This is a genomic window from Desulfitobacterium sp. (assembly GCF_035539115.1).
Lineage (GTDB): Bacteria > Bacillota > Desulfitobacteriia > Desulfitobacteriales > Desulfitobacteriaceae > Desulfitobacterium_A.
Genome location: NZ_DATLJA010000011.1, coordinates 1 through 23,895, shown reverse-complemented (window position 1 = coordinate 23,895; position 23,895 = coordinate 1). Strand labels below are relative to the sequence as shown.

Below are 23,895 nucleotides of genomic sequence, written 5' to 3'. Positions count from 1 at the left end.
CTGACAACAATTTTCATTATCGTAGGCCTGCTGCAGCTAATCCCTTTACTTGTCAATCTGGTAATGTCGGAACATATCTCAGGCGAGACTAAATTACTAACCCCGCCAACAACCCACATATTATTCCGACGATCATGACTGCACTAGCAACAAAGATTAAGACTTTTACCGGGAAAACCCGCTTAACCATAATCAACGAAGGAATACTAACCGCTGGTAACGTCATCATCAAGGCAACACCTGGTCCTGCTCCGAGACCAAAGGACATCAGCGTCTGCACGATCGGGATTTCGGCCGCTGTCGGAATAATAAAGAGGGTTCCTGTAATCGCCAGTCCAATGATCACTAAAATACGATTACCCCATTCAGGGCTAATGGCCGGAAATAACCAAGCCCTAACAGCACCCAGAATAAACACTGCAATTAGATAGGCCGGGATAGTTTCCAGAACTAATGGCCACAAAGCCTTCATCCAGCGTATAAAAAAGTTTCCTGTGTCGTTGCTTTGATCTTCTTCATCGAGCTCAAATTGACTGACCTCTGGAATTTCCTTCTCATTCACCATTTTATTAGCCAGATAACTTACCGTTAAAACGAGAAAAAGTCCAGCAATAATACGTATGAGTGCAAACTTCCAAGATAAAACAAAGCCCATAAAAATGATTGTGGCGGGATTTAAGACTGGGTTACCAAGCCAGTAAGCCATTGTGGCACCAGCAGAAGCGGAACGCTTCCGGAGACCAACAGCAACGGGTGCCGCGCAACATGTGCACATCATCGAAGGAATGGCCGCCAATCCGGCTAAAGCTGTACTTTGAAAATTTGCTTGACCAAAAAAGCGTCTTACCCAATTGCGTGGGATAAGTACTTGAACTAAAGAACCTAAAAGCAAACCTAAAACAACGGCCTTCCAAACGGATTTAAAATAGGCCGTCATATAACTCATAGCAGTTCCCCATGATGGGCTTGGTGGAGCAGCAGTATTACCAGATACGATCGAGGCTCCAATCGAGTGTTTGCTGGCCGCTAAAAATGCCTTCGCATAGTAAGGACTCCATTTAACGTAATATAGCCCAACGATTGCAACGAACAGAAAGGCCATTACTCCAAGAATTACGTAATTGCGATTTGCCCCGTTATTTGTACTTGAACTATTTACTAAGTTCACTTGCTCGTATTTAAGTAAATTCTTCTGAGTCATATGTAGCATTTCCCCCTCAGTATAAATATATTATGATGTATATTATAACTATTGCATTATACATTGATTATTACATTCTGACAATGACTTTATTAATGCTACTTATTACTAAGTCAATAGGGATTTCAAATAGCGAGCACTCTGATTTCTATATTGACGCTTCATATCACATGTAATATGATTCATACAGATGATATGCGACGTTTACTTCGAGATGCATCCAGCTAAACGTAAACGGAAACCCTTACGATTCAAAAAAACTCGAAACCTCACTTCGACTGCTAAAGAAGAAAAGAAAGATCATTAAAGAACTATTGCAAGATGACCTGGCGCTTAATTTAAGGAGTTGATTAAGTTCGTATGAGCTCCAAATATATTTACCTTGTTTTCACAAAGACCGGAACTTGGCTTTCAAAACTCATCAGCACTGTTTCGCAAATGAAATACGCGCACTCATCCATTAGCTTTGATAACAGTTTTACCAAAATGTATTCCTTTGGAAGAGTCAATCCCGACAACCCTTTCTCCGGTGGATTTGTCGTAGAGAACCTGTATGAAGGAGTTTACAAGGACTCTCAATGTGAGTGCCTTATATACAGAATTCGAGTAACAGTGGAGCAGCTTTTTTTACTACAAGAACAAGTTGAAAAATTCCAAAGCGAACAAGACAAGTATAGATATAATTTCTTAGGTTTGTTCGGCATTCTACTCAACAAGCCCTTGATACAACGGAAAAACCACTACTTTTGCTCGCAATTCGTCTCGGAAATTTTGCTGAACAGCAATGTCTTTCATAGTGAAAGAATTCCCGAGCTCATCAAGACCGACGAACTCATCGCTATAGAAAACAGAGAAGTTATCTATGAAGGATTCACACTCAAAGTGTCCGCCTGAAAGAGTCCCACCCTTTCAGGGAGCCTCTTGCTCTTCTTAAAAATGCCGCGCATTGCGGCTAGTTATATAAGCCGGGATGTTACAGCATCCCGGCTTATATAATGTATTCTGTCTGTATATCACTTACACGACACGCCGCTTAAATATTTTAAGGCCGCGCATGAATGCGCAGCCTTAATTTCGAACTTTAAAACTCCTAAAATGACAAAGCTTTAATAAACTGCTCTTGAAAATCCTTGCGTGTCGATAATTCAAGGTGCTCTGCGTGATCGGCTAATTTCGTGGCTCGCGCTCTTTCCACGGTTGAAAGCAAGGCCATTTTAGCCCCGTCACCTGCGGCATTACCAATCGCATTAATTCGCTCAATCGGTAACGGCGGCAGTAAGCCGATCCCCAGCGCACTCTCTTTTTTAATATAATTACCGAAAGCCCCAGCAAGAAGAACGCTGTCCAGTTGTTCCTGACTAATCCCCATCTCCGTCATTAAAATTTGGACTCCAGCCCTCATCGCGCCTTTGGCGAGCTGTAACTCGCGGATATCTTTTTGCGTAAGGACGATGTCTTCTCCTATTGATGTATCCTGCGACCAGACCAATACAAACTCCCCACCCTGTTCCGTTTTGCGTAAACGTTTTTGAAGTAAGGAAGGCAATTTCTCCAATTCCTTCGGTCTGAGCGCCAATCGTCCCGTCAAATTGATGACCCCTGATTTGGCCATTTCAGCGACCGCATCGATTAACCCTGAACCGCAAATTCCTTGCGACTTCGTGCCCCCGATAACGACCACTTGTACGTCCTCCGCTATTAATACACCCTCGATCGCTCCCTCAGCTGCCCGCATGCCATGTTTGATTTCCGCTCCTTCAAAAGCGGGACCGGCTGCTGTCGAGCAGGTTAAAATCCGGTCCTGACCCGCTAAAATCATTTCCCCATTCGTACCAATATCAATGACTAACGTGAAACCTGGAAGCTGATCAACCTTAGCTGCCAGCATCACACCTACAGTGTCTGCGCCAACATACCCTGCCACATTGGGTAAAACAACGACATTACCTGTTTCCAGAATATTAAGCCCCAATTCCCGCACTTCAACCTGAACCGCTTTTCGGAATACCGGAATAAACGGCGCAGGTGCTAGATAGGTGGGATCAATACCGAGGAACAAATGACTCATCGTCGTATTTCCAACAACGACTGCTTGATAAATTTCGTCCTTGCCTATATCCTTGTTTTGACATAAGTGAGCGATAATTCCGTTCAGCCCATCCATCACTTGAGTCTGAAGCTGACGAAGCTGTTCTGGCCCTTTCGCAGCGTAAGTGATACGAGAAATGACATCCGCACCAAAGACATGCTGGGGATTTGTTACCGCCCCGCTATCGACAACTTTACCCTTATTGAGATCCATCAGATAAACGACTACCGTCGTCGTGCCGATATCGATAGCCAGTCCATAGCAATGCTCGAGCGTCTCACCTGGCTCCACCGTCAGTACGGAATCCCCGTCGAGTACCGCAGTCACTTTGAATCCAGCTTGATGTAAGACCTGGGGCAGATTCATGGCGATCCGATAATTGAACCGTACTTCACGATTGGGCAAAGCTGCAACAAGACGTTCCCAGTCCGGAGTTTGATCCTCTACCGTGGGTTCACTGAGCTGGAGTTTGTATTTACGAATGCTTGGGGCTAATTCGATCGTTTTCAGCTCTTCAAGGCCCGTCTTTCGTTTATAGGCATCCTTTTGCTCACTTAACTTCACCGTTAAATCTTCATTAACTACATACTTGCAAGCCATAACCCAGCCCGCTGCTCGCTCGACCTCACTTAAGAACTTTTCTCCAGAATCAGCTTTCGAATCAATATCTTCGGGTGGTATTTGCACCTTACATTTTCCACACGTTCCTCTTCCCCCACAGGCACTTTCAATTTGAACTCCGGCAGCCAAAGCCGCTTGGAAAATGGTGTTTCCTTCAGCGACTTCTATACTTTTATTGGCTGGTAAAAATGTAACTTTAACCACTCTGATTCACTCCTCCAGATTCTAAAAATCAGCCTCAATCTACGGAAGGAGCTCTCTACTGACTTCTTCCCTCTAGTTTAATGTAATCTCCATTAAAATATGTGATTCCATAACCGATAGGTTTATTATCATTGTCAAAAAGTTTTTGCTCAACTACCAACAAAGCTAAGTGTTCTTTAATTCTCAGCTGTTTTTTCATTTCTTCATTTGGTATTTGAGCCTGAATCCTGATATGTCGCTTAATCGCAAAAGGGGAAATATCTTTAGACAACATTTCTGGAAGAGTTGCCTGTTCTATTTCCTTCTCGACAATGGGCATCCCTTTGACGTAAGGTAAATATTTGACGTCATATGCAATTGGTTCCCCATCATTAAAGAACAGTCGACGAATTAATATAACATTCTTTGATTTGCTCATCTGTAATAGATTGGCTAGATATTCTTCCGGTGAAATGATGTCTACTTCGAGGAGTTTGGTATCATCCACACTACTAATCATGTTGCTCATTTCATCATAATAAACGGTATATTTATTAGACTGGGGAGATTGAACAAAGTTCCCTTTACCAGGAATCGAATATATATATCCTTCATTGAATAAAAGCGCAAGACCATTTCTGACTGTCGCTCTGCTCGCCCCATACTGTTTACATAAAGCGGATTCGGGAGGAAGGATATCACCCGGTTTAAGTTCCGAGCAGTTAATTTTTTCTTTTATTTCTTCAAATACTCTAAGATAAACCGGACTGCTAGTCATGATTTGATACTCCCTTTCCATTCCTGGAGAGCATCCATTCCTTACATATTCTCACGCCAACAGAAACTTCGCAGGCAAAGTTATCCACACCTATATATTGGCAGGCCTCTGCGGTAAGATGACTTCCCCCTAAAATTATCTTGACTTTATCTCGATTCCCAGAACTCACAAACGCGTCAACTGTTTCTTTCATGGTGTCAATAGTACTCGTCAGCACACCACTCAGTCCAACAATATCAGGATGATATTCCTCAAACTTAGCCACAAAGGTTTCACAAGGAACATCGACCCCAAGATCAATCACTTCAAAACCGCTCGCTTCTAACATTCCTTTCAGAATATCCTTACCGATATCATGGATATCACCTTTGACCGTCCCAATGAGGACTTTGGCATTCTTACTGACAGTTATGTTTTGGAAATATGCTTGCATGCGCTCTAATTTCAAAACATCCTTAAAAATGATTCCAGCCATGATTAAGTCGGCAATGAAATATTCTTTATCTTCGTATAGTTTACCGACCTTAGACATGCCCTCGGCAATAATCTCCAAAAGACGTATCGGCTCCATTCCTGCGTCAAGAGCTTCATTCGCCAATTTCGTCACGGATTCTTCTTCTAAATTCACGATCAGTTCAATAAGCTTTTCTTTTATCTTTCTTAAATCTTGCATGTGACCCTCCAACGATTTAGTGATCTTTAAGCTAAATTATAATAATCTCTTTCCTTGATTATACAAAAATTTTCATCAAATGCAGTAAATTATAAAAAATTTTTCACATTTGTATTTCTTAGAAAAAATTGCTAATTGTTAGCTTATCACAATTGATGGGAGGAGAAATAAAAGAGATGACCGCAATCATCTCTTAACTCGCTTATTTTGCGCTTGCTTGAGCCTGACCAGCAGTTGCCTCTGCTTTCCTCGATTCAATTTCCTTTTGCATCTTATCAAGGTTTTGAGGTGTGATTTTATAAAGGAAGACAATGAAGATAACCATAAATTCCATTTTTTACACCGCTGATCAATCGTTGTGTGGGTTGCATATTGGCAACATATCCTGCTCCTGCAAGTATCGCCGTGATCAATTCTAATCGTTTGTTAAAGTTTAATAAATTTAGTTATCCTAACGTTTTGCTGCTTAAACACTTGCTTTTCTGGCATCGATCTCCGCTTGGTATTGTAACAGTTTTTCTCGGGTCAGGCGATAGCCTACAGCAAGGATCAATCCGCCAACCAAGGCCACGACTCCCGGAATAAACAGGAATACGTTATTGACCGCATCTTTAAGCTGTATGGAGGCGGTAGCCGGGTTGGCTCCTGCGACGAAGCCTGCGGCTGCCAGCACGAACGGAATCACGGTGCTGCGCGATATGATCGCTGTTTTCAGCGATATGTTCATCAGGCCCATGATAAAGGAATTCGCGTTTTGGCCGGTCTTCCATTCCCCGTACGTTACGACATCGGAGTAGAGGGCGACAAGGGTGGAGTACAAAAGTCCCAGGAATAATCGGGCAATACAGACAAAGATGAAGAATTTTCGCCAATGATGATCAATTTAATCTTTCTCCCTTCTTATTAATTTAATATGTTATACCTGTCTAGTCATGTCTATCTATTAAAATATTATCACGGTTTTCTTTTTCTATCAATCATAATTTTTGGAATATTAGGTATAAAGGTATTTCTTCAGACTATTCTTTATTAATTTCTGTCCCAAAAATGTGCTCAAAGTCTTACGTCTAAGGGCTTCAAGCACATTTCAAGATTAATGGTTACAAAATTATTACAACTTCAACAGATACGGGGAAGGTGTTCACCTTCAAGCATGCCAACAATCCGTTTTCCCCCGAGAGGGGTCTCTAGCAGAACAAGTCCGGGTTTTCCTTCTTGAACTCGCCCGATACGAGCCGCGAATCGGCCAAGTGGGTGAGCTTGCATATTCTGAAGCACTTCCTCCGCAACTTCAGGCGCCACGATGACCAAGGCTTTTCCTTCATTGGCTAAATAAAGGGGCTCAAGACCTAACATCTCACAGGCACCTTCGACACTTGGTAAGAGGGGGAGATTCACTTCTTCCAAAAGCATGCTTACACCCGCTTGGTGTGCCAATTCATTTAACGTTGTCGCCACACCACCACGGGTAGGGTCTCTCATACATTTTACTCCCGGTTGATAAAAGGCATCAATAAGTCTATTTAAAGGCGCGCAGTCACTTACGACTGGGGTTTGAAATTTAATTCCTTCTCGCTCTGACAATATGGCAATCCCGTGATCTCCAATCGTTCCAGTAATTAGGATCTCATCACCGGGCCGAATGTGCTCAGGGCCAACTAAACGATTCGTAATATAGCCAATTCCAGCTGTGTTAATGAAAATCTTATCCGCATTCCCACGTTCCACAACTTTCGTATCACCGCAAACGATTTTAACGCCTGCTCGGACAGCCGTCTCCGCAACACTCTTAATAATCTGTTCTAATTCCTCCAAGGGAAAACCTTCTTCTAAAATAAGCGCCAAGGTCAAAAATTGAGGAATAGCTCCACTGACCGCTAGATCATTGACCGTACCACATACCGCCAGCTTGCCGATATTTCCTCCTCGAAAAAACAGCGGAGAAATTACAAACGAGTCGGTCGTTACGGCGATCTGCTCTCCTCCGGGCAAAACTGTCGCATCATTCATTTGATCCAAGTAGAGATTACCCAGGTGTTTTTGAAGAAGGGTGCTAATCAATTCATGACTTAGCCGTCCACCACTTCCATGGGCCATCATAATGCGTTCCATCAATTCACACTCCCCTGTGAGTAACGATAATAGGCCGCACAAGATCCTTCTGAAGACACCATGCAAGGTCCTACGGGCGTCATTGGTGTGCAATGGCGGGCAAACAAAGGACATTGAGTGGGATCTATAAGGCCTTTTAAGACCTCTCCACAACGACAACCCGGGGTTTCTTTAGAATGGAAAATCGGTAGCGAAAATTTCTTGGCTGCATCCCACGATGAAAATTCTTCACGAATAGCCAAACCGCTTTGAGGAATTAGCCCTATGCCGCGCCAAGAAGCATCAACAGGTTCAAAGACCCGCTCAACGATCGATTGAGCATGAGGATTTCCTTCAGCTTTGACAACTCTTTTATATTGAATTTCAATTTCTGAACGTCCCTCATCATGCTGTCTTAGAAGCATAACAACAGCTTCCAAAATATCAAGGGCTTCGAACCCTGTTACAACACCAGGCTTGCCATAGTCTTTGGCCATAAACTCAATCGGTTCGATGCCGATGATGGCGCAAACATGACCCGGATCAAGGAAGGCATCGACAACGAGTTCCTCATCCTCTGCCAATAATCTCAAGACTGGGGGAACAACCTTGTGCATGGATAAGACGCTATAATTTACGATTCCTTCCTTTTTCGCCGTTTCTATACTTACTGCTACGGTAGGGACCGTCGTTTCAAAGCCGATTCCCAGAAAAACAACCTCTTTGTTCGGATTATGGCGGGCTAACTCTAAGGCATCTTGGGTTGAATAGACTATGCGAACGTCCGCCCCTTCTGCTCTTAACGTCTGGAGGTTTTTATCCGTCCCCGGAACCCTCATCATATCTCCAAAGGTTGCCGTAATCACCTTCGGTTGGGCGGCCAAATAGAGATAGCGGTCGATATCACTGTTATCAGTCACACATACTGGGCAACCTGGTCCGGAAATTAGACGAACCGTGTCCGGCAACAACTCACGCAGTGCGTTCTTAGCGATGGCAACGGTATGCGTTCCACAGACTTCCATAATGGTAAACGGACTCTGTGCTAAAGCCTTGATTTCTAAGAGATAGTTATCAGCCTTTACCACAAGATCCTTACTTCTCTTCATCATAGGCGTCGGCTACCTCCAACAAAAGTTCTTCAGTTTCATGTGCACTCTCATCATCAATAATTTCAATGGCAAAGCCTGCATGCACTAAGACAAATTCCCCGATTTTAACCTCTGGGACCAAGTCGATACTGATAACCCGTTCATTCCCCATCATATCTACTTTGGCGATTGATCCATCCAGTGTAACAACTTTAGCAGGAATCGCTAAACACATCTTATAACACCTCATTTGCGATTAATAGTTGACCAAAGGCAAGTCCGCCATCTCCAGGAGGGAGTGTTCGAGAACGTAGGATTTCAATTCCCTTATCTTGGCATAGATTAAGGACTGCTTCAGTTAAAAGCTTATTTTGGAAGACCCCGCCACTCAAAACCAAGGGGCCCTTCTCTACCTGCAATTGCATTGCTAGGTCTACTATAGCATGAGCGATTGTCCGATGGAAACGATACGCAATTTCTCCCTGACTTACTCCGCAGAGAAAATCACGAACGAGTTCTCCCAAAAGCGTCCCCACTTTGAGGATGCATTGTGCGTTCTCCACTCTCACTTCATAAGGATACGGTCTTTTAACGTTCTCCTCCCACTCCACGTCTTCTAAAGGGTGTTGTTGACTAAAACGAATGGCAACGCTTTCCAGCTCAATCGCGGCTTGTCCTTCATAAGTTACCCTTCGACAAACACCCAGCAATCCGCTCACGGCATCAAAAAGCCGTCCAGCACTCGACGTCTGGAAAACTTGAATTCCTGTTTCAAGTTGGCGATCTAAGATCTGACGCTCATCTACCGAAAGATCTGTCCAAAGGGATTCCGTCGTATCCCACTCCTCCTCGGTAAAAAGGGTTTTTAGATAAGCATAAGCAATACGCAAAGGGTGTTTGGCACCAGTGTCCCCACCCGGAAGCGGTAAATATTCGAGATGACCTTTGCGCTTAAAGCCTGAGGCATTTCCATACAGAACTTCAAATCCCCAAATGCATCCATCCTCCCCAAGTCCAGTTCCATCACAAATAATCCCTAAGGTAGGCTCATTTCTGTCCCATTCTCCCAGCACACTCACTAAGTGAGCATGATGATGCTGTACGGAATATTTAGGCAAAGGCTGTTCCAGAGCAAATCGCGTCAGTTGGTAGTTAGGATGTTGGTCATAGGCCAGCGCCTGGGGGGTAATGTTGACAACTCTTTGAAAGGATTCACGTTCTTGATGAAAACGTTGGAGATTTTCATATCCTTCCATATCGCCAAGGTATTGACTCACAAAAGCCCACCTCCCCGAGGCCAGGCAAAAGGCATTTTTAAGTTCTCCACCCACCCCGAGAAGCGGAGTCCTGACCTGAATAGCCGACATCAGAATCGGTAACGGAACATAGCCGCGGGCTCGCCGCAAAAAAACCGTCTCGCCCCCAATAACTTGCACAACCGAGTCGTCACACGGGTGATAAATATCGCGGTCATGGATCAGGAAATAGTCAGCAATTCCTTTTAGTCCTGCCAAAGCCTCATCATTCTTGTAAATAAGAGGGCGACCGCTGAGATTGGCACTCGTCATAACCAAAAAATCATACGGTCCATCGAATAAAAGATGGTGTAGTGGCGTATAGGGAAGCATGATTCCTAGCGTATGAATACCTGGTGCTATGTCTTCTGGCAAAACATTGGCGAGCTTAAGCTGGCGTTCTAATACAACAATAGGGGCAGCCGTACTCCGTAACAATTTTTCTTCTTCAGGGCCTATAACTACCTCGTCACACGCTTTCACGACCGACCGTGCCATCAGAGCAAAAGGCTTTGCCCCCCGCTCTTTCCGTTCACGCAAGCGGCGTACAGCTTGCGCATTGCGAGCATCACAAACAAGATGAAACCCTCCCAGTCCTTTGACAGCAATAATCCCACCTTGCGCCAATTGATCTACACCAATTCCTGGGAGCAAGTGCCCCTGTGCATCCCTAAGTTGTACTTTCGGTCCACATTCAGGGCAGGCAATCGGTTGAGCATGAAAACGCCGATCCCAAGGATTTCGATATTCTACCGAACAGAATTCGCACATTGGAAAATCAGACATGGTTGTTTGCGAGCGATCATAAGGTACGTCCCGGATAATCGTATAGCGAGGGCCACAATTCGTACAATTAGTAAAAGGAAATTTGTAACGTCGGTTCGTAGGGTCAGCCATCTCTTCCAGACAATCTTCACATGTTGCTACATCAGGCGAAATGAAGACATCTGCCTCTTGCTCCACTTCGCTCTGAACTATTTCGAACGTTTCATAGTTTTTACATTCACTAACCACTGATCGAATGGTCACAATTTTAGCCAAAGGAGGGGCTTCATTGAGCAAACGATTATCAAACAAGTCGAGATTATACCCTTCAGCATGGACGGTTACCCCACGGCTTGAGTTATGCACCCACCCTTTAATTTCCATTTCGTTAGCAAGCTTAAAAACGAAGGGTCGGAAACCTACTCCCTGAACAATCCCATTAAGGAAAATAGTCTTTGCCTCTCGCTTCATAGCATCTCGACCAACTTTCATCGCATCCCCCCCTAATTCTCTAAATTATACCTACTATTCTACACGCAATGCTCTATGTTCTTCAAGGAATATGATAATTATTTAGTAGATTATAGAAATACAATTAAATCGAAACATTAAATTTCTAGAGCATCTCGGAATATTTTTCTACAACAAGCAGGGAAATTGGCTTTTGCCACGAATAGAAAAAAGATAAGTATAAGAAGATTCTCATTATTCTAACTTTCACAAGCTAGAGTTAACACATATTCAGGAGGTGTTCTACTAATTATGGGGAATTTAAATTTACTCAACGCCAAAGGGGTTTCTCGCCGTGACTTCATGAAGTTAATTGGAGCAACTATTGCGGCACTTGGATTACCTGAGCTTTTTGTCCCGCAAGCGGCCAATGCTATGGAACAAGCACTAGAAAAACCCCCAGTTATCTGGTTGGAAGGTATGGATTGTACAGGATGCACAGAATCAACAATTGCCTCGTTGAATCCATCGGCAGCCGAACTCATTCTCGACATGATCTCACTCCGTTATCATGAAACCATTATGGCCGGATCAGGAAATAAGTCCGAAGAAGCTTATCAAGAAGCACTCAAGGATAATTTCATCCTTGTCGTAGAGGGTTCCGTTCCTTCCAAAGAAGACCGTTATTGTATGGTCGGAGGAAAACCTTTCCGCAAAACCCTGATCGAGGCTGCCCAAAAAGCTCGGGTGATTATCGCCGTAGGGAGTTGTGCCTCCGAAGGGGGGGGAATTCCTGGTGCTTGTGCAACAGGCGCCGTCGGGGTATCAGAAATCCTTAAAGCAGAAGGGATTAGTACCCCCTTGATTAATCTTCCCTGTTGTCCTGTCAAACCCACAACCTTAATGGGTACTATCCTCTATTACTTGACCTATCAGAAGGTTCCGCCGCTTGATCAACAAAACCGCCCACTGGCATTCTACGGAACGTTGTTGCATGATAACTGCCCACGGCGCGGTCATTTTGAAAACGGAGAATACCTCACCGATTGGAACGACCCCCTTCAAAAAGAGTATTGCCTCATTTTAAAAGGCTGCAAAGGTCCGAAGACTTATACTGACTGTGCCCAAGTATGGTGGAATGACAACACCAACTTCTGTATTAATGCTGGCTCTCCCTGTTCAGGTTGTTCTGAAAAAAACTTTTACCAAGAATTTAGCCCGTTATATTCAAAACAAGAAAACTTTAAGTTGCCGGGCATTGGTCAGGTTAATGCTGATACCGTTGGAAAAACTGTCGGAGGGGCTGCCGCAGTAGGTATCGGCGTGCACTTAATTGCCACAGCCGCGAGCGGTAGACTGAAAAAGCAAGGCCACAAGGAGGATATGTAAGATGGCAAAGATCGTTGTCGATCCCTTAACACGCATTGAAGGACACTTACGGATTGAAGTAGAAGTTGAGAATAACAAAGTTTCTGATGCCCATGTCATCGGAACGATGTACCGTGGAATTGAGCCTATGCTCCGTGGCCGTGATCCCCGAGATGCAACGTATGTCACAGAACGGGTTTGCGGCGTTTGCGCAGGAGCGCATGGCTGGGCATCTTCCTTAGCCTTGGACGCAGCCTTTGGCGCAAAAGTTCCCGCGGGCGGACGAATTATCCGCAACCTGATCATTGGTGCGATGTGGTTGCATGACCATGTGCTCCATTTCTATCACTTAAGTGCCCTCGATTACATCGATATCATGGCTATTGCTCAATATCAAGGAAAAGACGCCGGTCTTCTTGCCGTTAAGGATAAGGTCCTAAAACTTGTTGCAGCAGGAGATACAGCCCCTTTAACACCCCGCTACAAACCGGATGAGTTCAGTGTCAATGATCCAGAGTTGGTAACGATGTCTGTCGCCCACTATCTTAAAGCTTTGGAAATGCAAGCCAAAGCCAAGAAAATGTCCGCTCTTTTTGCCGGCAAACAGCCCCACCAATCTTCGATTATCGTGGGTGGCGTAACAATGCTTCCTACCATTGAAACAGTCGAACAATATCGTTCCCTGCTCCTAGAACAGATTGATTTTATTGAAAAAGTCTATTTAACCGATGTGTTAACCTTTGGTACGGGTCCCCTTTTGCCCTTAGCTCAGGCAGGTATCGGTGGAGGCAGCCCCAACTATCTTTCGTATGGCGGCTATGCCCGAGACGATGAAGGAAAAGATTTATTTCTTAAAGCAGGCATCCTGATGGATGGTGATTTAAACAAGGTCTTACCTATTTCTGAAGCTAAAATCACTGAAGATGTTCAATACTCGTGGTATAAAGCAAGCGCAAATGGCAAAACCCCCTATACTGAGGATACGATCCCTGATCTTGATAAAAAGGATGCCTATACCTTTGTAAAAGCCCCGCGTTACGATGGAAAGCCGATGGAAGTCGGACCTCTTGCGCGTATGCTCGTGATGAAGCCGAAAGGCCTCATGGATATTTTGACAAAGTATAATATCAAACCTGGTGCCGTAGCACGGCATGCTGCACGTGCTTATGAAACCCTTCTTCTCTCTAAAGAATTGTTAAATTGGTGCGATGCCCTTGAGAAAGAAATGGGATTGAAGAATTTCCGGATTCATGATACTGAGCATTGGGACGCTCCAGCCACTGGGCAGGGTGCAGGCATGACTGAAGCTGCTCGGGGTTCACTCGGCCACTTTATAAAAATCGAAGATCATAAAATCGCGAATTATCAAATGGTTGTTCCAACGACTTGGAATTTCTCGCCAAGAGATGATCAAGGAATTCGTGGTCCGGTTGAACAAGCCTTAATCGGCGTACCTGTTCCCGACCCTGATAATCCTGTCAACGTCGTCCGGGTCGTCCGTTCCTTGGATCCCTGCCTTGCTTGTGCAATCCACCTGATCGATCCAGTAACCAACGATATCAAGAAATACCAAATCGGCTGGTAGAAAAGGAGGAAAAATTCATGGCAAATCCACTCGACCACCCCTTGTTTGACCGTCTCAGTCACTTTATCAATCTCATTAATTTTCTGGTTCTCATTACTACGGGTTTGCTGATTCATTCTCCCTTCCCTGGAGTACCCATGAATTTAGTCCGTAATCTCCATTTTATCTTTATGTATTTGTTGATCATTAATGGGATTGTCCGTTTTTATTATGCTATTTTGGGCAAATATAAAGACTATGACACATTTCTCCTGACGAAACAAGATATTGAAACGTTTTGGCCTCAAATCAAGTATTATCTGTTTATGGGTAAGCATCCCAGGACCGGGAAATATAATCCGCTTCAAAAATTAGCCTATCTTGCGTTGCCCCTCCTCACCGTCTTTCAGGCCATTACCGGTTTGATTCTTTATCGACCTGAAAAATTGGGTAGTCTAGCGACCTCTATTGGAGGACTTGCTGCCGTTCGCGGAATTCATTATGTTGTCATGTGGCTATTTATCGCGATTATCGCCGTCCATGTTTATCTCGTCTTCACGGAAGCCTACGAAATGTTCTTGCTGATGTTTTTGGGGAAAACTCAACAAAAGAAGGAAATGTAATGATGGATTCACCTCGAATTATGGTAATGGGGGTAGGAAACATCCTCTTATCTGATGAAGGTTTAGGAGTTCGCTTTTTGGATGAACTGGCTAAAAAACCTCTTCCTGAAAATGTGGAATTGCTTGAAGGCGGTACGGCTGGACTTGAACTCATTTATCAGATTCAAGAAGTCGACTTTCTGATCATTGTTGACGCAGTCAACGCGAAGACTGAGCCAGGAGCACTGTTTCGCTTTCAACCAGGGGATCTTCAAGTTTTTCCTGAACAGTACGAAGTTTCCTTTCACCAAATCGGAATTATTGAGGTACTTGCCATGGCCAAAGTACTCGGGCAGGCCCCACAAACCTTAATTTTTGGTGTTCAGCCCAAAAGTTTAGAATGGGGAATGGACATTAGCCCGGAAATCCAAGCTCTATTTCCCCGCCTTACCGAATTTGTTCTGAATGAGATTGACTCCATACAGCGCGAAGGGAAATTTACCTCGGATCTTCAGTCTGATAACCCTTAAAGACCCCGTTTGGAAATCAGATAACATGATTTATTAAATATTAGACAAAAGACACAAAGAAGTACATTAACCATGTACTTCTTTGTGTCTTTTGTCTAATATAAACAATGGTCTTAATTAACTGGTTTGAAGCCTCCAACTGCATGGCGGCTCCTACACAATACCAAAAATTGCTATCTCATTTCACGCTCATCGGTTTGTTCACTATCTGAACAATATGTGTTTGAACCGGAAATCCATTTGGTCCAGGCTAGACGAACCACGGCTACGAGGGCGAACATACTGACATCGAGCCACAGCACGTTATTTTCTTGGATGACAATAATCTTTCGCACCAGAATGGTCAACAAGATATCCATGAGGCGGACTGGGGAAACTTTGTGGAGGACATCGGCAATTTCCAGCATAACAATGATCAGAAAAAGTTGATCGATCATCGGATAGAAGGAATCAAAGAAACCATTCATATGGATAAAAAGAGGAAACAACCACTTACCTACAAAGCTCATGATTCCCAGAATGAGGAGAACCAAGATCATTAAATCTAGGAAATGGCGAATTCCGTGTAAAGCTTGGGTTCGGATTTTTGTAAACTTGACATTTAGCAAGAACATCAGCCCTCTTCTGCATTAGAGTGGTTATCAATTAGGTATTAACTAGTATTAAGTAAGTACGACGTCGAGACATGGGAAGTTTGTGATTGATTTCTTGGCTTGATTTACCCCCGGATTCAAGGAATTGTATTAACAAAGTCTGAAAAAGGTTTCGATGGCTGATTGGCTATTAAAGACTCAAATCATATTTTCCTGATAGCCCTTGACTTCTTGACTTAACCAACTGATCCATGCTTGAAGACCATTTCCATTACGACAAGATACCTCAAAAATCTGAATGTCCGGATTTATGGCTAGGATATCATGTTTCATGTTCTCCATATTCACGTCAGTCAACGCCTCAAGGTCCATCTTATTTAACACAACTGCTTTAGCATTGCGGAAGATCACGGGATATTTGGCTGGCTTGTCATCCCCCTCCACAATACTCAAAACTATGACCCTAAATGCTTCTCCTAAATCAAAGTCAGCCGGGCAAACGAGGTTACCGACATTTTCTATAACCATGAGATCCATGGCTTTCCAATCAAATTCCGGTAAAACCTTACTTATCATTTTACTGTCAAGATGGCAATCGCCACCCGTATTAATCTGAATGACCGGAACCTGGTAAACGGCAATACGATCCGCATCTTTACTTGTAAAGATATCTCCCTCGATAACCCCCACCTGCAGATCCGCGCATAAATGGGGCAAAGACTTCTCTAGAAGTGACGTTTTTCCTGCTCCCGGCGAGCCCATAACATTAATGGCTAAACAATGATGCTTGCGAAAATGGGCACGGTTTACTTCAGCCTGCACATCATTTGAACCCAGTAAATTAGCCATCACTTCAATTTGACGACGACTTGATTCCATTTATTCAACCTCCAGACTCTCAATTAAAAGTTCCTCTCCTTGAATCACTTCAATACTGGTATCACCGCAGTTTGGACAGAGAAAAATCATCGTTTTCACGGTAAACTCATGATGACAATTTCGGCAGCGACCGCGCAAAGCAATGCGCTCCACGATCAGCTCCGCTCCTTCACATAGGGTATCCTTGCTATAAGCTTCAAATGCCATAAGCAAGGCATCCGGTTCTGCATTCGTGAGTTCTCCGACTTTGAGTTTAACCTGCAGTACTCGCTTTACATCATACTGAGGAAGGATCTTTTCAATAACCTCGAATACTCCTCCCATCAAGGACATTTCGTGCACATCATACCTCCTCTGCGTAGATAACAACTATCTTACGTGTCATAGAATTTCCAGTCTATGTTCAAGGCAAGTCTTCTCGGCAACTCTAAGATGTATACTAGCTCGTCTTCTTATCAAAGATATTTCGACAGTTCCGGTGAATGTCCTTCAGAACATACGATTTTCTACAGTTCTATATGATTCACCCGTCAAAATCCTCAGTTTATAAATACTCCTTTGCGTATGAATCTCTAAACTGTTTAAGGTTCTTATCACATTCGTTATCCGGCTAAGGTTAGTAACTTTGGAAACCCCATCTTCAAAAAACAGGAATTTACCCTTAGCCCCAACTTCAATGTCTTGAATCCACACTATTCTACCCCATCTGTGAAGAGATGATGGTACTTCATGTAAAACGATATCATAAACTTCCTCAATTATTGCTACATTATTGTTCATTTTACCTTCCTCCCAATAGAAGAAATAGGACAACTTCTGCTGCATCAGCGAGACTTTAGCTTCAATACTCAATACGCTGTTCTGCTCTAGTCACAACCCACTGTGAGAGGGCTGTTTTACTAAAGAGAGTGTGTCGCCTACTTTGAAGTGAGGAATGCCCATGATGGAGTTTAGGACTACTTTCAAATCCTTACTTTCCAATTTTACCCCACCTTTAAAAAACATTGTCTTCACCTTCTTCTCATCTACGTTATCAACTCTTAGTTTATTCAATGTTATCTTTCGGGAGACCTGCATTTCTCAGGGTGTTTAATAGACCGACTAAGCCGTTAGACCCCAGAAAAACTATCAAGCCTACAACTAATTGGATGATTGACTCTACTAATAATCGATATGTGATTGAAGGTTGTGCAATTTGTATTTGGGGCGGAGTAGATAAGACAGTTAAAATGGCTGAGACTAGCTTTGGTAATGCAGTTCCGATAAAGTACAAACCGAGGACAGAGAATGCTATTTGGTGACCAGTGTTTTTTGTAGGTGCGGGAACGTGTGTAATTACATTGTCTTGGGTTATCATTAGGCTTGCTATGGTATCTGCAAATAGCCACAGTAACAAACCAACTATCGCTTGGACTATACTGGGAAATATCATCCTTAGAATGCCTGGTGTTCCTTGAGGCATGAGTACGATTGTGGACAAACCAGTTATACTGTTTACTATTGTGTAAAGACCAAGAATTTTACAGGAAAGTTGAGCTATTTTATGCAAGGTCAATTCCTCCTTTGGTTTTCTCCTAGAACATAATTCTAGGGAGTTAGCCTTTAAAGGACCAACCACTCTAGTAGCGTAATATCAAATTTTATACTTTTTCACTTGGAAACGACTCTACCCTGAAATGTATTCTCTAGCTACCGCTTCCAATACATAGTTAGTACGAGAACGGAAAAACCGATTCCAATAACTGAGAACACTATGCCTCCTATACGCCGAATAAAGAAATACGACTGAGGAGGTTCTTTTGTGGCTCTCCAACTGTCTGTTATTTTCCAAGCCCAGTATGGGTTTATAGCATTAGTAAGGGCAATTCCGATCCATGCGATAAAGAACAAAGTCTCTAAAACACTTATGACATTGAACGGATTCATTCAATCCCTACCTCACTTTACTTTCTTATTCAAAATACTCAATTTACTCGACGGATACTACAATAACTTTTTCACCTAGATCACACTTAATACTAGGGGCTTTTCTCGGCAATGGTAAGGGGTTAAAAGCAGCTAGAGATTCACCTGTTGTAGATCCCTTATATGATCGTTTTAATTTTTTTCTTCTCTTTGTCTTCTACAATAAAATCTCTATTATCTTTACTCTAATATCCTATTCTACAATTATTAGTAATTACCTGTTAAAATTCCATTAAATAACATGAACAAGCTGAAACTGCATGCTCTATCAAAACATGTTATAACCTCAAGATAATTATAAACTGGATCAGAAACCAAACCATGTGGGCGGGACTTCACGGTCTGGTGTCTCTGATAATCACTAACCCCAAGTTTCCTTTTGTCAATCAGGAACAGTTAATAAATAATATGCTCAAAACCTTATTAAAGGGAAGTTTATGAAACAAACCGGGGCAAAATAGCCATAAATTAGTTGAAGAAAGGATCTAAAAGCCAGTGAAAATTCCTGTAGACAAATGGTATGCCGCAATTTTTAGCGTCGTTCGCCTATGATTATTGTAAATAAAGGGATAGAAATATAGGTCAGAAAAACAACTATCGCTATTCCATTCCATTGTTTTACCGGGTCGTCACCTACTGTAATTTTTGAAAACAGATACAGTAAAAAGTAAAATAGTAAAAAAACGATCAAAAATCGTAGAATATTGTTTTTCAAATCGTTTCATCGCCCCCCATAATATCCAATATAAATTACAACAATTTATAAGGATTTTAGGATTTCATTAGCTTCTTTAAACACTATTGTTATATAGCTTATTCAGTACATTTCACTATTTGTTTAAGAATTCCTTCCTGTATCGTATATTTATAACAAATAATTTTATCGTTCGATTAATCCTGGATCCGAAAAGACATAATTTTACTTTGGTCTATTGATCATTAATCAAAATCTATAATTAAGAAGAATAACCCTTCTGGTAAATTAACCACATTTGCTGGAAGGGCTATTTTTTTCACCTATCGGGAAGATTACACTTTCACTTACATTTTTTGATTTGTCCATATTTCTCTGTTCTCTGCCATCTGCAATCGTCATATGGTTTCACCCCATCGAAATTCAGTCTAGCACTTTGAGTTAACTCAAAGTCAAGGGATTTTTTCTTTCGGCGTTGTACGAGACAAATGGTCGGTCGAGAACTCTTCGGTAAAGAGTCAACCGGTTAGTCATAGCTGATTTTTCTCACACAAGGTATAAAATTTTTAATAAACGGCTGTATATAAGGTCACCAGATTTTATGCTATCTGATTGCATTGTTCTCTTTTGGGGCAGATTCTTCCTCACTGATTGTAATGATATTTTTCATTATTTTGTAGGTAATGCCAGTCCACAAAAAATAGATACACGAACAGTTATGAAATCACACCAATTCAATCTTCTTCACTGAATATTCCAACATTATATTTACATGTCTATTAAATATTCCGCATTTACACATACTAATAGCATGTCATGTAGAATATCCAACAAAATGGAGGTTGCTATGGTCCATACTAGCAAACAAGCAAATAAACTAATTAACGAAAAAAGCCCGTATCTCTTGCAACATGCATATAATCCCGTAGACTGGTATCCCTGGAATGAGGAAGCTTTCGCAGTAGCAGAAAAGGACAATAAGCCCATTTTTCTAAGTATTGGATATTCCACCTGTCATTGGTGCCACGTGATGGAACGCGAATCCTTTGAAGACTCAGAAGTCGCCAAGTTGCTCAACCGCTACTTTGTTGCCATTAAGGTCGATCGTGAAGAGCGACCAGACATCGATCACCTTTATATGGAATTCTGCCAAGCCTTGACCGGTTCAGGAGGCTGGCCCTTAACAGTACTTATGACCCCAGAAAAGCGGCCCTTTTACGCTGGAACCTACTTTCCCAAACACAGCCGTTATGGACGGCCCGGGCTCATGGACCTCCTCAGTCAAATCGGAGAACTATGGGAAAAAGATGAAGGTAAACTCCGGAAATCTGCAGAAGAAATCGTGAAGGCGGTTACCTCACGTGAAGAGTCCACTCCCCGAGAACACGAATCTCAAGATTCTCAAGCACTTCAAGGATTTCTCAAAGCTCAAACTGTCGGAGACGCCTCCTCCGATTTCCAATCATGGGCAAGTGAACTGATTGAACAGGCTTATCAAGCCTTAGCCCAGAATTTTGATTCTCATTATGGCGGTTTTAGCCAAGCCCCAAAGTTTCCCTCCCCGCATAACTTAACCTTCCTGTTACGTTATGCGAAAGATCATCCTGAGCGCCCAGCGGATGCTATGATCCGAAAAACCCTCGATTCTATGGGAAAAGGCGGAATCTATGATCATATTGGCTTCGGATTCGCCCGCTATTCTACCGATCAAAAATGGCTTGTCCCTCACTTTGAAAAAATGCTTTATGATAATGCGCTGCTTGCTATCGCTTATTTAGAAGCCTATCAATCGCAAAAGGCACCACAGGATGCACAAAAAGCCCAAGAAATCTTTGCTTATGTTCTTCGCGATATGACGTCTCCCGGGGGTGGCTTCTATTCAGCAGAAGACGCCGATTCCGAAGGCGTTGAGGGCAAATTTTATGTCTGGACCCCCGAAGAAGTCGCTACTATTCTCGGAGAAGAACGTGCCGCTCTCTTTTGTGAGGTTTTCGATATTACGCCGGGCGGGAACTTTGAAGGCAAGTCCATCCCGAGTTTGCGCTCTGCAAACACAGTAGAACATGCCCGAAAACATAACCTCAACCCAGAAGCCTTCGAGGCCATTTTGGAAGAGGATCGCCAAAAGCTCTGGCATTCTCGGGAAAAACGGGTTCATCCGCACAAAGATGATAAAATTCTAACCTCCTGGAACGGGCTCATGATTGCCGCCCTGTCCAAAGGCGGCCAAATCTTAGGTGAAGAAAAATATATCCGAGCCGCTGAGCAAGCTGTGCAATTTCTTTTAAAAAACCTCTATCCTCAGGAACGACTCCTAGCCCGTTTTCGCGAAGGGAACGCAGCTTATCTAGGGTATCTTGATGATTATGCATTTTTCATCTGGGGACTGCTAGAACTCTACATGGCTTGTGGAAAATCAATCTACTTGAAAACCGCTCTGTCCCTCCAAGAACAGCTGGAATTTCTCTTTATCGACGAGGAAGCAGGGGGGTACTATCTCACCGGTTCGGATGCCGAAGAACTTCTCATTCGACCCAAAGAGATATATGACGGAGCACTCCCATCCGGTAACTCGATCACTGCTCTCAACCTTCTTCGACTCGCCCGTCTCACCGGGGAAGATCGCTGGGAAAGCCGAGCTGAAAAGCAGCTTCTCTCTTTTCGTTCCGCCCTCTCCACCTATCCCGCTGGCTATACCGCCTTTCTTCAGGCCCTTCAATTCGCACTCCAGCCCAGTCAAGAACTTCTATTTGTTGGTCCCCTGAATCATGCAGGAATCCCTTCTCTCAGGCAAACCTTTTTTGCAGAGTTTTTACCCTATTCCTCGCTCCTATATCATGAAGGGACACTTGGGAAACTCCTTCCCTGGGTTCAGGATTATCCCTTCGACCCCAATAAAGTTTTGGCCTATCTTTGCGAAAACTTTACCTGCCAGAAACCTGTCGAAGATCCAGGAGAGCTTTACATTCTGCTCAAATCATAAATATCAAAAATCAAAAGGGTTAAGCATTCTTCAAAAACGATTAGCCCTTTTGATCATCTCTTTATTCTAAATTCTCATTTGTTCTCGACATTGACAATCATGAGCGACGGATGCTCCGCTAAATTATAGTCAATAGGACGGAGTAATCTAATATCCCCCTCATGGGTCACACGGACATAAGGCCGAGTCGGAAAATTGTGGTTTTGGCGAATCACATTTCCTCGTTGCCCATTGCTTAACCTCACACCCGAACCTGAAGGATAGACTGCAACACTCTTTGCAAAAACATCAAGAACTCGGGGTTCAAAATGGGTGCCTCTCTGAGCCATAACATATTCATACGCTTCATGAGGCTGCATCGCTTCTCGATAGACTCTTTTACTAGTTAAAGCTTCATAAACATCGGCAATGGCTGCAACTCGCCCATATTCATGAATCTCAGTTCCCTTAAGTCCACGCGGATAGCCTGTTCCATCCCATTTTTCCTGATGTTGAAACGCGATATGTGCTGAAAGCAAGCTGAAATCCCGATTACTTCGTAACAGTTTAAATCCATACTCTGTATGTTTTTTAACTTCTTCAAATTCTAATTCTGTTAAAGGCCCTTTCTTATTGAGTATTTCTTGGGGGATTTTTACTTTCCCAATATCATGCATAATAACGCCCATTCCGAGTTCAAGCAGTCTCGGACTTGACCACCCCATAGCAATTCCTATAAGGAGTGCAATTACCGTTGTATTGATGGAATGACGATAGGTATAATCATCATAATCACGTATTTCGGTAATATTGCTCAGAATATCGTGGCTTGATAGGAGATCATTAATCATCTGTTCAATTACTGATTGAATCTTCTCTGCTCCGACAGTGTTAAGTTGATCTTCATTAACAAAATGGTTTAAATTCCGTAACGTTGAAAACGCAGCTTCTCGGGTTTGTGTGGAGACACCAGTATAGATATCCACATCCTCAAACTGTTCGTCCTCGATAAATAAGACATCTACCCCCATCATGATTAAGCGATCAATATAACTCGGGATCAAGGTAATCCCCGATTGTAGCAAGATATTTCCAGATGAGCTAATGATTGGGCGAGCCAAAACCTCTCCTGCTTCAACATATTTTATATTAATTAAACGCATTTCTACTTATAACCCAAACCTTTCAGATCGTAATAGTAATCTGGAAAAATGGAGAGTTCTAAAACCTTTAAATTCGCTAAATTGTCTTACTTTCCTTTTTATTTTGACTAAATCTTAAATATTTTCCCTTAAGTCCTATTATTTTCTTTAAAAATAAGACTTTAAGGCCTATTTTCGTAATCTCTCTTTAAAACCGATAAAGAAAACCCGGCTTTCGCCGAGCTTTGCGATAAAGAAGACTTGGCCAGCGCCAAAGCGATGGCCTTAGTCGCCTTATCCTGCCGGACTTAACTACTTGCATCGTAGGAAAGCGAAAACCGCTGGTTGCACTTAGAGTT

General features: G+C 42.9%; 22 protein-coding genes. 6 read left to right on the top strand and 16 right to left on the bottom strand.

The genetic code is table 11. The features are described 5' to 3' along the window. Positions 1 to 88: 88 nt before the first annotated feature. Complete coding sequence (locus VM640_RS01595; protein ID WP_325389236.1) at positions 89 to 1,201, bottom strand: permease; 1,113 nt, start codon at positions 1,199 to 1,201, stop codon at positions 89 to 91. 360 nt (positions 1,202 to 1,561) lie between these two features. Here VM640_RS01595 and VM640_RS01590 point away from each other — a divergent pair, with 360 nt between their 5' ends. Further along, complete coding sequence (locus tag VM640_RS01590) at positions 1,562 to 2,095, top strand: hypothetical protein (RefSeq protein WP_325389234.1); 534 nt, start codon at positions 1,562 to 1,564, stop codon at positions 2,093 to 2,095. 196 nt (positions 2,096 to 2,291) lie between these two features. Here VM640_RS01590 and VM640_RS01585 read toward each other — a convergent pair whose 3' ends face one another. From VM640_RS01585 to hypF, 8 genes are all read right to left on the bottom strand, one after another. Further along, positions 2,292 to 4,115 (bottom strand): ASKHA domain-containing protein, encoded by a 1,824-nt coding sequence (locus VM640_RS01585; protein WP_325389232.1) that lies wholly within the window; start codon positions 4,113 to 4,115, stop codon positions 2,292 to 2,294. A gap of 55 nt (positions 4,116 to 4,170) precedes the next feature. Then, positions 4,171 to 4,872, bottom strand: coding sequence for a GntR family transcriptional regulator (locus tag VM640_RS01580; protein ID WP_325389230.1), 702 nt, complete (start codon positions 4,870 to 4,872; stop codon positions 4,171 to 4,173). Next, a complete protein-coding gene (locus VM640_RS01575; protein ID WP_325389228.1) occupies positions 4,865 to 5,545 on the bottom strand; it encodes a cobalamin B12-binding domain-containing protein in 681 nt (226 codons plus the stop codon). Before VM640_RS01575 ends, VM640_RS01580 begins: the two co-directional genes overlap by 8 nt. 466 nt (positions 5,546 to 6,011) lie before the next feature. Next, positions 6,012 to 6,401, bottom strand: a complete 390-nt coding sequence (locus tag VM640_RS01570) for an MFS transporter (protein WP_414647866.1) — start codon at positions 6,399 to 6,401, stop codon at positions 6,012 to 6,014. A 263-nt stretch (positions 6,402 to 6,664) separates the two neighbouring features. Next, positions 6,665 to 7,657, bottom strand: a complete 993-nt coding sequence (hypE, locus tag VM640_RS01565; protein ID WP_325389226.1) for a hydrogenase expression/formation protein HypE — start codon at positions 7,655 to 7,657, stop codon at positions 6,665 to 6,667. Continuing rightward, on the bottom strand, positions 7,657 to 8,748 hold the full coding sequence (hypD, locus tag VM640_RS01560; RefSeq protein WP_325389224.1) for a hydrogenase formation protein HypD: 1,092 nt from the start codon (positions 8,746 to 8,748) through the stop codon (positions 7,657 to 7,659). The genes hypE and hypD overlap by 1 nt, the downstream gene beginning before the upstream one ends. Next, on the bottom strand, positions 8,732 to 8,962 hold the full coding sequence (locus VM640_RS01555; RefSeq protein ID WP_325389222.1) for a HypC/HybG/HupF family hydrogenase formation chaperone: 231 nt from the start codon (positions 8,960 to 8,962) through the stop codon (positions 8,732 to 8,734). Before VM640_RS01555 ends, hypD begins: the two co-directional genes overlap by 17 nt. A gap of 1 nt (position 8,963) precedes the next feature. Continuing rightward, positions 8,964 to 11,258, bottom strand: coding sequence for a carbamoyltransferase HypF (gene hypF / locus VM640_RS01550; protein WP_325389325.1), 2,295 nt, complete (start codon positions 11,256 to 11,258; stop codon positions 8,964 to 8,966). Between the two features lie 291 nt (positions 11,259 to 11,549). Between hypF and VM640_RS01545 the strand changes: the two genes are divergently transcribed. The 4 genes from VM640_RS01545 to VM640_RS01530 are packed head-to-tail and all read left to right on the top strand — an operon-like array spanning position 11,550 to position 15,301. Then, positions 11,550 to 12,626 (top strand): hydrogenase small subunit, encoded by a 1,077-nt coding sequence (locus VM640_RS01545; RefSeq protein WP_325389220.1) that lies wholly within the window; start codon positions 11,550 to 11,552, stop codon positions 12,624 to 12,626. Between the two features lies 1 nt (position 12,627). Next, complete coding sequence (locus tag VM640_RS01540) at positions 12,628 to 14,190, top strand: nickel-dependent hydrogenase large subunit (RefSeq protein ID WP_325389218.1); 1,563 nt, start codon at positions 12,628 to 12,630, stop codon at positions 14,188 to 14,190. 17 nt (positions 14,191 to 14,207) lie between these two features. After that, on the top strand, positions 14,208 to 14,792 hold the full coding sequence (cybH, locus tag VM640_RS01535) for a Ni/Fe-hydrogenase, b-type cytochrome subunit (protein ID WP_325389217.1): 585 nt from the start codon (positions 14,208 to 14,210) through the stop codon (positions 14,790 to 14,792). A 2-nt stretch (positions 14,793 to 14,794) separates the two neighbouring features. Continuing rightward, positions 14,795 to 15,301, top strand: coding sequence for a HyaD/HybD family hydrogenase maturation endopeptidase (locus tag VM640_RS01530; RefSeq protein WP_325389323.1), 507 nt, complete (start codon positions 14,795 to 14,797; stop codon positions 15,299 to 15,301). A 173-nt stretch (positions 15,302 to 15,474) separates the two neighbouring features. Here VM640_RS01530 and VM640_RS01525 read toward each other — a convergent pair whose 3' ends face one another. From VM640_RS01525 to VM640_RS01500, 6 genes are all read right to left on the bottom strand, one after another. Next, on the bottom strand, positions 15,475 to 15,909 hold the full coding sequence (locus VM640_RS01525) for a hypothetical protein (RefSeq protein WP_325389215.1): 435 nt from the start codon (positions 15,907 to 15,909) through the stop codon (positions 15,475 to 15,477). Positions 15,910 to 16,092: 183 nt separating this feature from the next. Then, a complete protein-coding gene (gene hypB / locus VM640_RS01520) occupies positions 16,093 to 16,773 on the bottom strand; it encodes a hydrogenase nickel incorporation protein HypB (RefSeq protein WP_325389213.1) in 681 nt (226 codons plus the stop codon). Then, on the bottom strand, positions 16,774 to 17,115 hold the full coding sequence (hypA, locus tag VM640_RS01515; RefSeq protein ID WP_325389211.1) for a hydrogenase maturation nickel metallochaperone HypA: 342 nt from the start codon (positions 17,113 to 17,115) through the stop codon (positions 16,774 to 16,776). A 147-nt stretch (positions 17,116 to 17,262) separates the two neighbouring features. Further along, on the bottom strand, positions 17,263 to 17,553 hold the full coding sequence (locus VM640_RS01510; RefSeq protein WP_325389209.1) for a hypothetical protein: 291 nt from the start codon (positions 17,551 to 17,553) through the stop codon (positions 17,263 to 17,265). Between the two features lie 265 nt (positions 17,554 to 17,818). Then, positions 17,819 to 18,322, bottom strand: a complete 504-nt coding sequence (locus tag VM640_RS01505; RefSeq protein ID WP_325389207.1) for a hypothetical protein — start codon at positions 18,320 to 18,322, stop codon at positions 17,819 to 17,821. Positions 18,323 to 18,462: 140 nt separating this feature from the next. Then, a complete protein-coding gene (locus tag VM640_RS01500) occupies positions 18,463 to 18,699 on the bottom strand; it encodes a DUF6199 family natural product biosynthesis protein (protein ID WP_325389205.1) in 237 nt (78 codons plus the stop codon). A 1,580-nt stretch (positions 18,700 to 20,279) separates the two neighbouring features. Here VM640_RS01500 and VM640_RS01495 point away from each other — a divergent pair. Continuing rightward, positions 20,280 to 22,415: a thioredoxin domain-containing protein gene (locus VM640_RS01495; RefSeq protein WP_325389203.1), complete on the top strand. Its 2,136-nt coding sequence runs from the start codon at positions 20,280 to 20,282 to the stop codon at positions 22,413 to 22,415. A 74-nt stretch (positions 22,416 to 22,489) separates the two neighbouring features. Here the strand turns inward: VM640_RS01495 and VM640_RS01490 are convergent, their stop codons facing one another. After that, the gene (locus VM640_RS01490; RefSeq protein ID WP_325389201.1) at positions 22,490 to 23,557 is read right to left on the bottom strand and encodes an HD-GYP domain-containing protein; all 1,068 of its coding nucleotides are present in this window, start codon (positions 23,555 to 23,557) and stop codon (positions 22,490 to 22,492) included. Positions 23,558 to 23,895: the final 338 nt, after the last annotated feature.